General features: G+C 71.9%; 12 protein-coding genes. 4 read left to right on the forward strand and 8 right to left on the reverse strand.

Annotation, left to right across the window (positions count from 1 at the left end):
- Nucleotides 1–4 precede the first annotated feature (4 nt).
- Together ACH4FH_RS09030 and ACH4FH_RS09035 are read left to right on the forward strand one after the other, a co-directional pair.
- Nucleotides 5–160: a hypothetical protein gene (locus ACH4FH_RS09030; RefSeq protein WP_393891752.1), complete on the forward strand. Its 156-nt coding sequence runs from the start codon at nucleotides 5–7 to the stop codon at nucleotides 158–160.
- A 220-nt stretch (nucleotides 161–380) separates the two neighbouring features.
- A complete protein-coding gene (locus tag ACH4FH_RS09035) occupies nucleotides 381–1244 on the forward strand; it encodes an alpha/beta fold hydrolase (RefSeq protein ID WP_398555088.1) in 864 nt (287 codons plus the stop codon).
- A 93-nt stretch (nucleotides 1245–1337) separates the two neighbouring features.
- On the opposite strand, the gene ACH4FH_RS09040 is transcribed toward ACH4FH_RS09035, so the two are convergent.
- Nucleotides 1338–2327 carry a LacI family DNA-binding transcriptional regulator gene (locus ACH4FH_RS09040; protein ID WP_398555089.1) on the reverse strand — a complete coding sequence of 330 codons (990 nt, stop codon included), beginning with the start codon at nucleotides 2325–2327 and terminating at the stop codon, nucleotides 1338–1340.
- Between the two features lie 514 nt (nucleotides 2328–2841).
- On the opposite strand from ACH4FH_RS09040, the gene ACH4FH_RS09045 reads away from it, so the two are divergent.
- Nucleotides 2842–3789 carry a nucleoside hydrolase gene (locus tag ACH4FH_RS09045; RefSeq protein ID WP_398555090.1) on the forward strand — a complete coding sequence of 316 codons (948 nt, stop codon included), beginning with the start codon at nucleotides 2842–2844 and terminating at the stop codon, nucleotides 3787–3789.
- The gene (locus ACH4FH_RS09050) at nucleotides 3786–5222 is read left to right on the forward strand and encodes an MFS transporter (RefSeq protein ID WP_398555091.1); all 1437 of its coding nucleotides are present in this window, start codon (nucleotides 3786–3788) and stop codon (nucleotides 5220–5222) included. The genes ACH4FH_RS09045 and ACH4FH_RS09050 overlap by 4 nt, the downstream gene beginning before the upstream one ends.
- A 103-nt stretch (nucleotides 5223–5325) precedes the next feature.
- On the opposite strand, the gene ACH4FH_RS09055 is transcribed toward ACH4FH_RS09050, so the two are convergent.
- From ACH4FH_RS09055 to ACH4FH_RS09085, 7 genes are all read right to left on the reverse strand, one after another.
- On the reverse strand, nucleotides 5326–6885 hold the full coding sequence (locus ACH4FH_RS09055) for a GMC family oxidoreductase (RefSeq protein ID WP_398555092.1): 1560 nt from the start codon (nucleotides 6883–6885) through the stop codon (nucleotides 5326–5328).
- A gap of 37 nt (nucleotides 6886–6922) precedes the next feature.
- On the reverse strand, nucleotides 6923–8494 hold the full coding sequence (locus ACH4FH_RS09060) for an APC family permease (protein WP_398555093.1): 1572 nt from the start codon (nucleotides 8492–8494) through the stop codon (nucleotides 6923–6925).
- 147 nt (nucleotides 8495–8641) lie between these two features.
- The gene (locus tag ACH4FH_RS09065) at nucleotides 8642–10108 is read right to left on the reverse strand and encodes an aldehyde dehydrogenase family protein (protein WP_398555094.1); all 1467 of its coding nucleotides are present in this window, start codon (nucleotides 10106–10108) and stop codon (nucleotides 8642–8644) included.
- Nucleotides 10101–11288, reverse strand: coding sequence for an aromatic ring-hydroxylating dioxygenase subunit alpha (locus ACH4FH_RS09070; protein ID WP_398555095.1), 1188 nt, complete (start codon nucleotides 11286–11288; stop codon nucleotides 10101–10103). Before ACH4FH_RS09070 ends, ACH4FH_RS09065 begins: the two co-directional genes overlap by 8 nt.
- Before the next feature lie 11 nt (nucleotides 11289–11299).
- Nucleotides 11300–12487, reverse strand: a complete 1188-nt coding sequence (gene solA / locus ACH4FH_RS09075; RefSeq protein ID WP_398555096.1) for an N-methyl-L-tryptophan oxidase — start codon at nucleotides 12485–12487, stop codon at nucleotides 11300–11302.
- Nucleotides 12488–12556: 69 nt separating this feature from the next.
- Nucleotides 12557–15025: an FAD-dependent oxidoreductase gene (locus tag ACH4FH_RS09080; RefSeq protein ID WP_398555097.1), complete on the reverse strand. Its 2469-nt coding sequence runs from the start codon at nucleotides 15023–15025 to the stop codon at nucleotides 12557–12559.
- A 75-nt stretch (nucleotides 15026–15100) separates the two neighbouring features.
- The gene (locus ACH4FH_RS09085) at nucleotides 15101–15694 is read right to left on the reverse strand and encodes an MBL fold metallo-hydrolase (protein ID WP_398555098.1); all 594 of its coding nucleotides are present in this window, start codon (nucleotides 15692–15694) and stop codon (nucleotides 15101–15103) included.

Raw genomic sequence — 15694 nt, forward strand, 5'->3', positions numbered from 1 at the left:
AGACATGAACACCACCTCGAACCCACCGATCTACGACCAGCTGATACAAGAGCACGGCGATGTCGTCTCGCAGGCCCGCGAGGCCGCAGACCACACCCGCCGGGAAGCGGAAGACGCGCTGGACTGGAGCAGTCTTCGGCCGTACCGGTCCGAGGAGTAACGGCGGGCCCTCGGGTGGAGGCGCGGCGGGAACGCCTCCATCGGGGGCCGGACCCCTTCGGCGGGCGGCGTGGGTGAAGGCGCCCCGCGCCCATTGCCCTCGTCACGCCGGACGCTGCGTGCATGCACCCGATGCGGACCGGCCCGTACCAGCCGGAGGCTGGTCGGCAGGAGCCCAAACCGCTTGCCGCGGAGGCCGGGCGGTGACGAGGATGGCGCCCATGCCTACCTTCACCGCTCCCGACGGGACGCAACTCGCGTATCGCCTCATGGGCGAGGGCGAGCCACTGCTCTGTGTGCCCGGCGGGCCCATGCGGGCCTCCGCCTACCTCGGCGACCTCGGTGGACTGGCACGGCAACGCCGGCTGATCATGCTCGATCTGCGTGGCACCGGAGACTCCGCCGTACCCGCAGACCCGGCCTCGTACCGCTGCGACCGGCAGGTCGCCGACCTGGAAGCCCTCCGCGAGCACCTCGGCCTGGACCGCGTCGATGTCCTCGCCCACTCGGCGGGCGGTGACCTCGCCCTCCTGTACGCGGCCCGCCACCCGGGGCGCATCCGTACCCTCACGCTGATCGCGGCGCGTGCGCGCGCCCTGGGCGTCGACTTCACCGAGGAACACCGCCGGGAGGCCGCCGCGCTCCGCACGGCCGCGCCGTGGTTCCCGGCCGCGCATGCCGCCTACGAAAGGGTCTGGGCCGGCTCCGAGAGCGACGCCGACTGGGACGCCATCGCCCCGTTCTTCTACGGCCGTTGGGACGCCGCCGCGCAGGCCCATGCCGCATCCGACGTGGCCCAGAGCAATGCCGAGGCCGCGGACCACTACGCGTCGGCCGGCGCCTTCGACCCGGCCGCGGCCCGCGCCGCCCTCGCCGACTGGGACGCCCGTGTCCTGATCCTCGCGGGAGAGGTGGACAGCGGCCCGCTCCCCCGCGTCGCCGCCGGGATCGCGGAGCTGTTTCCCGATGCCGAACTGACCGTCCAACCAGGCGCCGGCCACTTCCCCTGGCTCGACGATGCCCCTCGCTTCCGCCAGTCCGTCGCGGCGTTCCTCACCGGGGAACGGGTCGCGTCGGCCGGCTGACGCATCGGGTCCGGCGGGCGCGGGCGACGTGGGACGACCACGGGCAGGCTGCTGCTGCGTCGGCGGTCATGCGGCGGGACGTGCGCCCGGAGTTCAGCGGGGCAGCGCCGCGCCGCGTGTGCTGGAGGCACGGACGACGAGTTCAGGTGCGAGACGGACCGAGTGCCGGGCGCCGGGGTGCGGGGCGGGCGGCCGGGCGAGCAACCGGGCGGCCTCGGCGGCGAGTTCGGCGACGGGCTGCCGGACGGTGGTCAGGGCCGGGTCGGCGAGACCCGCGAGCGGGATGTCGTCGAAGCCGGTGACGGCGACCTCGCCGGGGACGTCCGCGCCCAACTGGCGCAGCCGTTGCAGCGCACCGACCGCGATGAGGTCGTTGGCACAGACGAAGGCGTCCGGCCGCGAAGGCCAGAGGCGGTCCACGGCGGCACGCCCCCACTCCACCGAGAAGTCGCCGAGTTCGACGCGCCCGGGTGCCGCCGGGTCCAGGCGGCCCGCCCCGGCCTCGTAGGCCGCGCGGCGCTCCACCGCCGCCGACGCGGTACCGGCCGCCCCGACGAAGCACGGCCGACGGCGGCCCTCCGCGGCCAGATGAGCCAGCACGAGGGCCATACCGGCTCCGTTGTCGACGGCGACCGAGTCGGCGACGCCGGGTCCGCACCCGCGGTCCAGCAGGACCAGCGGCACCCGGGCGGCCGCGCCGGCCACCGCGTCCCTGCTGCGGTGTTCGTCCACCGGTATCAGCAGCAGGGCGTCGATCTGGCGGTCGAGGAGCGCGCTGATGCGGGCCGCCTCGGTCACCGGGTCGTCGTCGCAGTCGGCCAGCAGCACGGCCCGCCCCTCGGCGTGCAGCGCGTGTTCCAGCTCGCGTACGAGGGAGGGGAAGAAGGGGTTGGTGATCTGCGGGAGGACCAGGCCGACGGTGCCGGTGGAGCGGCTGCGCAGGGCGCGGGCCACCTGGTTGGGCCGGTAGCCCAGGCGCGCGGCGGCCTCCCGCACCGTGCGCGCGGTCTCGGCGCCGACGGGTCGGGTGCCGGCCAGGACGCGGGACACCGTGGCGATGGAACAGCCCGATGCGCGGGCCACCTCTCGCAACGTGACTTCTGCCACCGTCTCCCAGCCCCCTTCGTTCGGCTCGGCTGCGCCGGAGGGAGCATACGCCCCGGCAAATGCGCGGTAAACGTTGTCCCTTCACGGTGGTCACTCCGGGCCGGTGAACCGATGTGAGGCGCCGGTTACGCGGGGAAGGCCGGGAATCGAACCATTGACAACGGCCGGTTCTGTGGGCGAAGTTTCCGGAGAACGTTTTCCAAGATGTGTACCAAGGGAGGTGGGCGGTGGCCTTCGCACCGGCCTGCGGCCACGGCCGCGCCGGCCCGTGGGCGCCGTGACCGCGCAGTAGAGACCACCGCCGCCGCACCCGGCCCGTCACCACCGTGACATCCGCCCCGCCCGCCTCGCGGGCCCCGGCTCCCCCGTGCCCGGGCCCGTCATCGGTGCGCGCGGCGCCGGGCGCGGTCCGCCGGACCGTAGGCGGTGCGTCGCGCGCCGGTCCCACCTCACCCGATCCACAGCACAGCAGAGCAAAGGGGCTCTTCCGTTGGCCAGAAAGATCATCCTCGACTGCGACCCGGGGCATGACGACGCGATCGCCATGCTCCTGGCCCACGGCAATCCCGAGATCGACCTGCTCGCCGTCACCACCGTGGTCGGGAACCAGACGCTGGAGAAGGTGACCCGCAACGCCCTGTCCGTGGCGCGCATCGCCGGCATCACCGGTGTGCCGTTCGCGGCCGGCTGCCCGCGGCCCCTGGTGCGGACCGTCGAGACGGCCGTGGAGATCCACGGCGAGAGCGGCCTGGACGGCCCGGTGCTGCCCGAGCCGACCCTCGAACTGGACCGCCGGCACGCCGTCGACCTGATCATCGACACGGTGATGGCCCACGAGCCCGGCGAGATCACCATCGTTCCCACGGCGGGGCTGACGAACATCGCGATGGCCGTACGCAAGGAGCCGCGGATCGCGCAGCGTGTGCGTGAGGTCGTGCTGATGGGCGGCGGCTACCACGAGGGCAACTGGAGCGCGGTCGCCGAGTTCAACATCATCATCGACCCCGAGGCCGCGCACATCGTCTTCAACGAGAGCTGGCCGGTCACCATGGTCGGCCTGGACCTCACCCACCAGGCGCTGGCGACCCCCGAGGTCGCCGCGAAGATCGCCGCGGTCGGCACCCGCCCCGCCGTGTTCGTCGGCGAGCTGCTGGACTTCTTCCGCGAGGCCTACCGCGAGAACCAGGGCTTCGACCACCCGCCGGTGCACGACCCGTGCGCGGTCGCGTACGTCATCGATCCGGACGTGATGACGGTGCGCAAGGCCCCGGTGGACATCGAGCTGACCGGCGGGCTGACCCGCGGCATGACGGTGACCGACTTCCGGGCGCCCGCGCCGGCCGACTGCACCACCCAGGTCGCGGTGCAGCTCGACCACGAGCGGTTCTGGAACCTCGTGGTCGACGCCCTCGAACGGATCGGTGACATCACGCCATGAGTGTTTCCACCAGCAGTCGCCCCACCGGGGCGGCGGACGGATCCCGCGTGCGGGTCGGCGTACTGCTCACCGCGCTGCTCGCGGCGTGCTTCGCCTTCCAGCTCAACGCCAGCATGCTCAGCCCGGCGCTGAAGAGCATCCAGGACACCCTGGGCGCGGACTCGGCGGAGATCGGTCTGACCCAGACCGCCTTCTTCACCTCGGCGGCGCTGTTCTCGCTCTTCCTGCCGAGGCTGGGCGATGTCATCGGGCGCCGCCGGGTGCTGACCGGGATGCTGGCCCTGATGGTCCTCGGCTGTGTGGTCGCCGCCCTGGCGACGAGCGTGCCGATGCTGTTCGTCGGCCGCGTCATCCAGGGTGTGAGCGGTCCGGTCGTCCCGCTGTGCCTGATCATGCTGCGGGTCGAGGTGAAGGAGCCGAAGCGGTACGGCACCCTGCTGGGTGTGATCACCGCCGTCAACGGCGGCATCGCCGGTGTCGACTCCCTCGCGGGCGGCTATCTCGCCGACAACCACGGTTTCGCGTCCGTCTTCTGGGCGATGGCCGGCGTCGCGGCGGTGGCCACCGCCTTGGTCGCCACGCTCACCCCCGAGTCCACGGCCGGCGTCGCGACCCGGATGGACTGGCCCGGCGTCGCCCTGCTCGTCGTGTCGGTCGGCTCGTTGCTGATCGCGCTGAACGAGGCGGGGAAGCTGGCCGCCGCCAACTGGCCGCTCATCGCCGGTCTTGTGGTCCTGGCCGCGGTCGCCTTCGCGCTGTTCTGGCGCACCGAGAACCGCAGCGGGCATCCGCTGGTCGCCACCCGGCACCTCAAGCGGCGCGCGACATGGGCGACCCTGCTGACCACGGTGCTCACCATGACGGGTGTGTTCGCCGTCATGAACGGCCTGATCCCGGCGTTCGCCCAGGACGCCGAGGCGGGACTCGGCATGTCCGCGCAGCAGGCCGCGTGGTGGACGCTGACGCCGTACGCCCTCGCCGGCCTGGCGATGGGGCCGCTGGCCGGGCGCCTGGCCGCCACCTTCGGCTACGGCCGCATCCTGCGGCTCGGCCTGGCCGGTTCCGCGGCGACCGTCGTGCTGATGCTCTGGACGGTCCACAGCCAGTCGCATGTGCTGATGCTGGTGACCTCCCTCCTGGTGGGCGTCGCCTACGCGGGTGTGGCGAACATCGTGCTCAACGGGCTCGGCATCGTGCTCTCCCCGAGCGAGAACCCGGGCTTCCTTCCGGGCCTGAACGCGGGTGCGTTCAACCTCGGCGCGGGGCTCAGCTTCGCGCTGCTCTACGCGGTGCAGACCGCGGCCCTGCCCACGGATCCCACCTCGCCCGCCGGTTACGCCGCCGGCATGATCGCCGGTGTCGTCATCCTGGCCGCCGCCTTCGCGGCGTCCTTCCTGATCCCGAAGCCGGTAGCCGCCGAAGCCCAGAGCTGAGCGCAACCCACGCCGCACGTGCCGCCCGCCGACCGGACATCGCTCCGGTCGGCGGGCGGACTCGTCTGCGTCGCCGGACCTTCACCCGCGCCGCACCGCGTGCCTAGCCGGCCGCGTCCTCCTTGAGCATGTCGGCGCACTTCTCGCCGATCATCATCGTGGTGATGCACGGATTGACGGTGACCAGCTGCGGCATCACCGAACCGTCGGCGACCCGCAGCCCGGCGATGCCCTTGACCCGCAGCCGGGGATCGACGGGCGCCATGGCGTCGTCGGCCGCTCCCATCTTCACCGTCGAGGCGGGGTGGTAGACGGTGTTGTGGGTGGTGCGGATGTAGTCGAGGAGTTCGGTGTCAGAGCGTACGTCGGGGCCGGGGGCCAGCTCGGCGCCGGCCCAGTCCGCCATCGGCGGCCGGGCGACGATCTCGCGGGCGAGCCGCAGGCCGTAGGTCATCACGCGGACGTCGTGTTCGTCGGTGAAGTAGCGAGGGTCGACCTTGGGCTTGTCGCGGAAATCGCGGGTCCGCAGCCGGACCGTGCCACGGGAGCGGGCACGGGTGACGTTCGGGGTGAGGCAGAAGGCGTTCTCGGACGTCGGGTAGCCGTGCCGGGCGGTGTGCATGTCGAAGGGCACGGAGCCGTAGTGGAACATCAGGTCCGGCCGGTCCAGGCCGGGCTCGGTGTCGGCGAAGATGCCGATCTCCCACCACTGGGTGGAGGAGCTGACCATGGGCCGCTTCGCGTCCCACATGATCACGCCCTCCGGGTGGTCCTGGAGGTTCTCGCCGACGCCCGGGGAATGGACGACGACGTCCACGCCGACCTCGCGCAGCTGCTCCGCCGGGCCGATGCCCGAGAGCATCAGCAGCTTGGGGGTGTCGATCGAGCCGCAGGAGACGATGACTTCGCGGCGGGCGCGGACCGTACGGGTGCGGATCAGGTCCGGGTCGAGGTATTCCGCGCCGGTGCAGCGCCGATCGGCGTCGATCAGCAGGCGCTTGGCGCGTACCCCGGTGCGCACCACCAGGTTGGGCCGCCTGCCCATGACGGGATGGAGATAGGCGACGGACGAGGACTGCCGGACGTTGCTCTCGTCGGAGTTGATCTGGAACCAGTTGGCGCCCCGGACGACCGTGCTGCCGGTGTTGAAGTCGGTGGTGGGGATGCCGTTCTGGGCGCACGCCTGGAGCAGCGCCGCTCCACAGGGGTCGCCGCTCTTGATGGTGCGCAGGGTGACCGGGCCGGAGCGGCCGTGGTGGTCGCCCGGCGCGTCGTTGTTCTCCAGCCGCCGGTAGAGGGGGAAGGTGTCCCGGGCGCCCCAGCCCGTACACCCTTGTGCCTCCCAGGAGTTGAGGTCCTCGGCCGGCGCCCAGAAGGCGATACAGGAGTTGTGCGACGAGCAGCCGCCCAGCACCCTGGCGCGGGCGTGACGCATGTGGATGTTGCCGTTCTCCTGCGGTTCGACCGGGTAGTCCCAGTCGTAGCCGGACTCCAGGAGGCTCATCCAGCGCTCCAGGCGCAGCACGTTGTCGTCGCCGACGTCGGAGGGTCCTGCCTCCAGGACGCACACGGTGACCGAGGGGTCTTCGCTGAGCCGGGCGGCCACGACGTTTCCCGCGGTGCCGCCGCCCACGATCACGTAGTCGAACTCTTCAGTGGACACGGTGGGTTGTCCTCTTTCTGCGTGGGAGTGCGGTCGGTCAGTCGGTGGCCGGGACCGGCTCGGGGGTGTCGGGGGCGGCCTGGCCGGGCGGCTCCTCGGCCGCGTGCTCGGCCAGTACGCCGGTGCGGTGGCGCTGGATGCACCAGTAGTAGGCGAAGCCGCCCAGCGCGACCGCGCCGACGAAGAGCACGGCGCCCCAGCGCAGGTACCAGTGGTGGGGCGGTGTGGCGTTGTAGACCGCATCGCGCGGCCAGGCGAGGTTGACGATCATTCCGGCGCCCCAGAGAACGCCGAGGATGTTGACCGGCAGGCCCCAGCGCCCCAGCGAGAACCTGCCGCCGCCGGCCGGGGTCCACTTCCCGCGCAGCCTGGCCACCAGCATCGGCGCGGTGACCAGCAGATAGGCCCCGTAGATCATGATGATGCCGATGCTGGTGACCACCGAGAAGATCTGCGGTTGGCGGATGTTGAGGACCAGGACGCCGAGGGAGAGCACGCCGACGACGACGGCGGGCAGCACCGGCGTCTGGAAGCGGGGGCTGACCTTGGCGAGCAGGGAGGCGGCGGGCAGGTTGTTGTCGCGGGCCATGGCGAACGCGAGCCGGATGGCGGCGGTGTGCACGGCGAGGGCGCACACGGTGACCGCGATCAGCACGCACCAGAGCATGGCCTTGCCGACCGTGTCGCCGAGGACGTCCAGGACGATGTACTGGAGGCCGTCGGTGGTCAGTCCCTCTCCGGTCAGACTGCGCACGCTCATCATCGCGAGCAGCAGGATCAGGCCGCCGATGACGAACGAGGCGACCAGCGCCCGCAGGATCGCCCGCGGCGCGTTGCGCGAGGGATCCAGGGACTCCTCGCTGAGCGAGGCCGCCGTGTCGAAGCCGTACATGACGTAGGCGGAGGCCAGCGAGGCGGTGAGGAAGGCTCCGAGATAGCCGAGGTTCTGTCCGGCGCCGGTGTGGTGGGTCTGCAGCACCACGTCCGGGCCGCGCACCACGTGGACGGCGAACAGCACGATCAGCACGACGGTGGCGACCAGTTCGATGAAGACGCCCGCGGTGTTGATCCGGGCCATGAGCTTGACCCCGAAGGCGTTGACGAGGGTGGTGAAGACGATCAGCACGCCGGCGAGCAGGACGCCGTTGGTCGCGATGTCGTACGGGCCGCTGCCGTCGCCGATGATCTGGAAGGACGCCGAAATCTGCGGAAGCGTCAGCTGGTAGGCGAGGGCGACCGCGGCGAGCGACACGATCGAGGCGACCAGCATCATCCAGCCGGCCAGCCAGCCGACGTGCGGATTGCCGATCCTCTTGGCCCAGTTGTAGACGGAGCCGGCCACGGGGTGGCGGGCGGCCAGTTCGGCGAAGCACAGCGCGATCATCAGCTGGCCGACGAACACCATCGGCCAGGACCACCAGTAGGCCGGACCGCCGGTCCCGTAGCCGAAGTAGAAGAGCTGGAAGGTGCCGGTGAGGATGGAGATGTAGCTGATGCCGGCAGCGAAGGTGTGGAAGTTGCCGAGGGTGCGTTTGAGTTCGGGGCGGTAGCCGAACTCGGCGAGTTCGGCGTCGTCCTGGCGCGGTGACGCGTCGTCGGTCTCTGCCATGAGCGGCCTCCTGGGCAGGGGGAGGTGTGCGCCTCGCGCGCGTCGGGGATCGGGGGTGCACGAGGCCGGGTCCGCGGGATCGGACGGGCGGACGGGCTGACGGGCTGACGGGAAGGGGCTTGCGTGGGTGGTGCGTCGGCGTGCGTCCTAGTCGAACCAGTGCTGTGCCGTGGGCGCGGTGTTGCGCCAGATGTGCTTGGTCTCGCGGTATTCCGCCAGGCCGCCGGGACCGAGCTCCCGGCCGGTCCCCGACTGCTTGAATCCGCCCCATTCCGCCTGCGGCAGGTAGGGGTGGTAGTCGTTGATCCATACGGTGCCCAGCCGCAGCGCGGACACGACCCGGTCGGCCCTGGCCTGGTCGGTGGTCCACACCGCACCGGCCAGCCCGTAGACGGTGTCGTTGGCGAGCGCCACCGCCTCGTCCTCGTCGTGGAAACGCTCGACGGTCAGCACCGGCCCGAAGGACTCCTCGCGCACCACGCTCATCTCGCTCCGGCACTCGTCGAGCACCGTGGGCAAGTAGTAGAAGCCGCCGGCGAGTTCGGGGGCCTCGGGCCGCGCACCCCCGCAGCGGAGCGTCGCGCCTTCGGCCAGGCCGTCGGCGACGTAGCTCTCCACCTTCGCCCGGTGGGCGGCCGAGATCAGCGGGCCGGTCCGCGCGTGCGCGTCGAACGGGCCGCCGAGCCTGATGAGGCGGGCGCGGCGCACGACCTCGTCGACGAAGCGGTCGTGCAGGGCGTCCTCCACCAGCAGCCGGGCGCCGGCCGAGCAGACCTGGCCGGAGTGCAGGAAGACGGCGGTCAGGGCGTGATCGACGGCCGTCTCGAAGTCGGCGTCCGCGAAGACGATGTTGGGGTTCTTGCCGCCGAGTTCGAGGGCGACCCGCTTGACCGTGCCGGCGGCGGCCGCCATGATCCGCCGCCCGGTGGCCAGCCCGCCGGTGAAGGAGACCAGGTCCACGTCCGGGTGATCGGTCAGCGGTGCGCCCGCCTCGGGCCCGGTGCCCAGGACGAGGTTGGCCACACCGTCCGGCAGGCCCGCCTCCTGAAGCAGCCGGATCAGGGCGATGGCCGTATGCGGGGTGAGTTCGCTGGGCTTGAGGACGAAGGTGTTGCCCGCGGCCAGTGCCGGCGCGACCTTCCACGCCGTCTGCAGCAGCGGGTAGTTCCAGGGGGTGATCAGGGCGCAGACCCCGACCGGCTCGTGCACCACCCGGCTGTCGACCGAGGGGCTGCCCGCGTCGACCACCCGGCCGTCCTCGGTGCCGATGAGACGGCCGAAGTAGCGGAAGCAGGCGGCGATGTCGTCGATGTCGTATTCGCTCTCGACCAGCCGTTTGCCGGTGTCGAGGGATTCGGCGCGGGCCAGCGCCGCCTTGTCGCGGAGGAGCAGGTCGGCGACGCGCAGCAGCAGATCGCCGCGTTCGGCGTCCGGCAGCTTCGGCCAGCGGCCTTCGTCGAAGGCGCGGCGGGCGGCGGCGACCGCCTCCAGCGCGTCCTTGCCGTCGCCCTCGTCGACGACCGCGACGAGGCTGCCGTCGGCGGGACAGCGGATCTCGCGGGTCCGCTCCCGCAGCGCGGACCGCCATCGGCCGTCGATGAACAGGTCAGGCATGCTTGTCCTCCAGGCATTCGGTGACCCATTGATGGAAGGCGCCGATGTGGTGCTCGCTGGGTACGAGCACCCCGCCGTTGCGGTAGGCGCGGGAGTCCATGGCCGGCTGGGTGCGCTCGCAGGCGTCGAAGTCCTGGGCGTTGACCCGGTGGAAGAGTTCGACGGACGTGGACAGATCGGCGCCGGAGTCGACGACCTCCGGCAGATAGAGCCAGTCGCACTCGACGACGGTGCGGTCGGCGGCCATCGGGAACATCCGGTGGACGATGACGTGGTCGGGGACGAGGTTGACGAAGACCTGCGGCCGGACGGTCATCGCGTAGTAGCGGCGGTCCTGGGTGTCCTCGATCTCCGGGAGCCGGCCGAAGCCGCCGCGGCCGTCGACGGTGAAGCCCTCGGCCTCCTCGGCGAACTGCGCGCCGTGACCGACGTAGTACTGGGCGGCGAATCCGTCGGCGAACTCCGGCAGTACCTCGGTCAGTTCGGGGTGGATCGTCGCACAGTGGTAGCACTCCATGAAGTTCTCGATGATGAGCTTCCAGTTGGCGCGCACGTCGTAGGTGATGCGCTTGCCCAAAGCGAGGCCCTCGGTGCGGTAGCGGTCGATGGACGCCGCGTCCCCCAGCCGCTCGACGGCCGCGCCGATCACCGTCTCCTCGAAGGACGGCGGCTCATCGGCCAGGCAGACCCACGCATAGCCGAGCCACTCGCGCAGCTCGACGTGGACCAGACCGCGCTCGGTGCGGTCGATGTCCGGCATCCTCTGGAGGTTGGGCGCGGCGACGAGCCGGCCGTCGAGGTCGTAGGTCCAGGCGTGGTAGGGGCATTGCAGATTGCGGCGGACCTCTCCGGCCTCCTCGGTGCACAGTTGCGCGCCGCGGTGGCGGCAGATGTTGAGGAAGGCGCGCAGCCGGCCCGCGCGGTTCCGGGTGATCAGGACGCTCTCCCGGCCGACCTGCACCGTACGGAAGGCGCCCGGCTTCTCCAGGTCCGCGCTGCGCACCGCGCAGAACCACAGCCGCTCGAAGATCTTCTCCTGCTCCTGCCGGAAGACGTCGGGGTCGGTGTAGGAGGGGCCGGGGAGGGTGGTGATCAGGCTCGTGGCGGAGGTCGGCGCCGGTTCCGCCGGGGCGTCGGGTCCGGCCGGGGTGGTGGCGGCGGACCAGGGCGTGGTCGTCATGTGCGGTCTCCTCAAACAGCCGCGGCGGCGGGCCGGCTAGGGGTCTCCCCGGCGAAGCGACGGGAAGGGTCGAAAAGCTCGATGGGGTGCTCGGTGGCACCGGTCAGCGCGAGGTCGGCGAGGATCTCGCCGACCACCGGCACGAACTTGAAGCCGTGTCCGGAGAAGCCGCAGGCGACGGTGACGGAGCCGGGGTGGGCGGGGTGCCGGGTGATGACGAAGTGCTCGTCGGGGGTGTTGGAGTACATGCAGGTGGCGGCTTTCAGGAACCGGCCCGGCAAGGTGGGGACGCGGGCGGCGACGTGGTCGGCCATGGCCCGTACCTCGTGGTCGTGGACGGTGCGTTCGATGGTCTCCGGGGTGCAGACGGTGCCCTTGCGGAAGAAGGCGACCTTGGCCCCTCTGCCGGGCCCGTCGATCGACGGGAAGCCGTAGATCTGTACGCCCGCCGCGTCTTCCCAGATGTAGACGGGGTGCCGCTCGGGGACGAAGGGCGCGGTGCCGCCCTCGGGCTCGAACCAGTACATGACCTGCCGCTCGATGGTGAACGGCACGTGCAGATCAGTGAGCAGCCGGGGTGCCCAGGCTCCCGGGCAGATCACCAAGTGGCCCGCGGTGTAGGTGTTCTCGGGGGTGTGGACGCGGACGCCGGCGCCACCCGGCAGTTCCTCCCAGCGGGTGACGGGCTCCTCGAAGTGCAGGTCGGCGCCCTGGCGGGTGGCGAGCTGGACGTGCGCGGCGACGGTGTTCTCCGGCCGGACCAGCCCGGCCCGCGCCTCGTACAGGGCGACCTCGTCGTCCTCGGGGTTCAGGGTCGGGAAGCGGCGGCGGATCTCCTTCGCGTCGAGCATCTCGTGCGGCAGGTCCCACTGCTGGGCGGAGAGGAGGCTGCCCCGGACGGTGCGGCTCTCGGGGCGGCCGACCATCACGCCCCCGCACAGGGTGGTGACCTGGCGACCGGTGTCCCGCTTCAGCTGGTCGTACAGCTCGTACGAGCGCAGCAGCAGCGGGACGTAGGCGGGGTCCTCGAAGTAGGACTGACGGGTGATGCGTGAACCGCCGTGGCTGGAGCCGCGGTTGTGCATCGGGCCGAACTTCTCCAGGCCCAGGACGCGGGCGCCGCGGGCGGCGAGGTGGTGGGCGGCGGCGCTGCCCATACCGCCCAGGCCCAGAACGATGACGTCGTACGTGGGAGCCATGCGGTTGCTCCTTCTCCCTGCGGACTGCACGGGTCAGCGGACGGCACGGGTGTGCCGGGGCGCGTCCGGCTACCTGCGGATGCGCGTCATCTTCGGGTCGAAGAGCGGTTCCGCCGCCACGGTGGCGGGGACCTTCTCGCCGAAGTACTCCAGGTGGACGGCGGTGCCGGGGACCGCGGCCGAGGCCGGCAGCCAGGCGTAGGCGATGCACCGGCCGATGGTGTAGCCGTAGGAGGCGGAGGTGACGTAGCCGGCCGGGGCGCCGTCGACGAACACCGGCTCCTTGCCGAGGACGACGGCAGCGGGGTCATCGAGGGTGAGGCAGGTGAGCTTGCGCCGGACGTTCTGCTCGCTGAGTCCTTCGAGGGCGGGGCGGCCGATGAACTCGCCCTTGGCGGGGCGGACCGCGAAGCCGACCCCGGCCTCGTACGGGTTGTGCTCGGTGGTCATGTCGTGGCCCCAGGAGCGGTAACCCTTCTCCAGGCGCAGGCTGTTGAAGGCGCTGCGCCCGGCGGCGATCACCCCGTGTTCCCGGCCGGCCTCCCAGAGCGTGTCCCACAGCCGCAGGCCGAGGTCGGCGGTGGTGTACAGCTCCCAGCCCAGCTCGCCGACGTAGCTCAGCCGCATGGCGGTGACCGGGACGTGGCCGAGGTAGGTCTGCTTGGCCTTGAAGAAGCCGAAGCCCTGGTGGGAGAAGTCGTCGCGGGTGAGCGGCTGGACGAGGTCGCGGGCCAGCGGGCCCCAGACCCCGATGCAGCAGGTGCCGGAGGTGATGTCGCGGATCTGCACCCCGGCCGGGGCGTGCCGCAGCAGCCAGTCCAGGTCGGCTCCGCTGTTGGCGCCGACCTGGAAGCGGTCGGGTGCCAGCCGCGCCACGGTGAGGTCGGAGCGGACGCCGCCGGCCTCGTCCAGGAGGAGGGTGTAGGTGACCGCGCCGGGCTTCTTGTCCAGCTGGTTGGTGGTCATCCGCTGGAGGAAGCCGAGCGCGCCGGGGCCGGTGACTTCCAGGCGGCGCAGCGGGGTCATGTCGTAGAGCGCGACCTTCTCGCGCGTCGCCGCGGCTTCGGCGGCGGCGATCGGTGACCAGTAGCGGGCCGACCAGGGGTCGCGTTCGGGGAGGGTGAGCCCGTCGGCGAGCGGGGCGTTGGCCTCGTACCAGTGCGGGCGCTCCCAGCCCCCGCCCTCCAGGAAGTACGCGCCGAGTTCCTGCTGGCGGGCGTGGAAGGGGCTGACGCGGAGGGGGCGGGGGGCCTCGATGGGCTGGAGGGGGTGGATGACGTCGTAGACCTCGACGAAGCTCTGGGCGCCGCGGTCCTCGATGTAGGCGGGTGAGCGCTGGGCGTCCTCGAAGCGGTGGAGGTCGCATTCGTGGAGGTCGAGGGAGGGCCGCCCGTCGGTCATCCACTCGGCGAGGGCCTTGGCGACGCCGGCGGAGTGGGTGACCCAGACGGCCTCGGCGAGCCAGAAGCCGCGCAGGTCCCGGGATTCGCCGAGCACCGGCATCCCGTCGGGGGTGAAGGAGAAGACGCCGTTGAAGCCGTCGGCCACCCGGGAGGCGCCGAGTGCGGGGATCAGGCCGACGCTGTCCTGCCAGCTCGGGGCGAAGTCCTCCTCAGTGAAGGGCAGTGAGGACGGCATGACCGGCGCCTCGTCGAAGGCGGGGACGGCGAAGGGGTCGACGGGCATCGGGCGGTGGGCGTAGGAGCCGATGCCGAGCCGGCTCCCGGCCGCATCGGTGTGCTCGCGGAAGTACAGGTCGCGGTCCTGGAACCGCAGCATCGGGCGGCCGGCTTCGGTGCGGGGGTCGTTGAGCCCGTCGAGTTCGGGCAGCGGTTCGGTCGTGGCGTACTGGTGGGCCAGCGGCAGCAGCGGTACGTCCACCCCGGCCATCGCGCCGATCACCGGGCCCCAGAAACCGGCGGCCGAGACGACATGGTCGGCGGGGAAAGTGCCCTGGTCGGTGAAAACGCCGGTGACCCGGCCGTCCTCCCGCTCGATCCCGGTGACGGTGTGCCGCTCCAGGAAGCGGGCGCCGCGCCCCTCGGCCCGTGCCATCTGGGCGCGGCAGGCGAGCAGGGCCCGGGCCAGGCCGTCTTCGGCGGTGTGGAAGCCGCCGAGGATGGTGTCCTCGTCCAGCAGGGGCCACAGCCTCTTGCACTGCTGCGGGGTGAGCAGCTCCCCGCGCACGCCCCAGGAGGCGGCGAGTCCGGCCTTGCGGTGCAGGTCGGCCCAGCGGGCCTCGGTGGTGGCGATCTCCAGGCCGCCGACGGGGTGGAAGCAGGGCAGCCCGTCGACCTCCAGGGAGCCGAACTTCTGGACGGTGTACTTCGCGAACTCGGTCATGGTCTTGGACGGGCCGGTCCGGAAGACCAGCCCCGGCGCGTGCGAGGTGGAGCCGCCGGGGGCCGGCAGCGGCCCCTGCTCCAGGACGGTGACGTCGCTCCAGCCCCGGGCGGTGAGCTCATCGGCGAGCGAGCAGCCGACGATGCCGGCGCCGATGACGACCACACGGGCGTCGGTGGCGGATGCTGAGGACATGTCCCTCCTTCGGGTTCAGGCGCGTGCGGGGAGCCGGGTGGGTACGGCCGGTGGGGCGCTCTGTCGCCGAGCGCTTCAGGCGGTGGGGACGTGCGGCCGCTCGGCCGCGATGGTGGTGTCCGGGCCGTGGCCGGTGTGCACGACGGTGCTGCCGGGCAGCGGGAGCAGCCGCTCGCGGAGGGAGGCGGCGATGACGGTGGCGTCGGAGTAGGAGCGGCCGGTGGCGCCGGGCCCCCCGTGGAAGAGGGTGTCGCCGGTGAACACGGCGCCCAGGCCGGGCGCGTGGAGGCTGACGCTGCCCCAGGTGTGGCCGGGGGTGTGCAGGACGTGCAGGGCCTGGCCCGCGACGTCGATGCGCTGCCCGTCGGCGAGCCACCCGTCGGGCTTGCGGTCCGGGTGCACCGCCTCCCACAGTTCCTGGTCGGCGGGGTGCAGCAGCACCGGTGCGCCGGTGACTTCGGCCAGTTCGGCGGCGGCGTCGATGTGGTCGTCGTGGCCGTGGGTGCAGACGATGGCGACCACGTGGCGCCCGTTGACGGCGGTGGCGATCGCCGCCGCGTCGTGGGCGGCGTCGACGACGGCGACCTCGGTGTCGTCGCCGACGAGCCAGACGTTGTTGTCGACGTCGAAGGTCTCCCCGTCGAGGCTGAACGTCCCCGAGGTGACCAC

This window comes from Streptomyces sp. NPDC017993 (genome assembly GCF_044328065.1).
GTDB lineage: Bacteria > Actinomycetota > Actinomycetes > Streptomycetales > Streptomycetaceae > Streptomyces.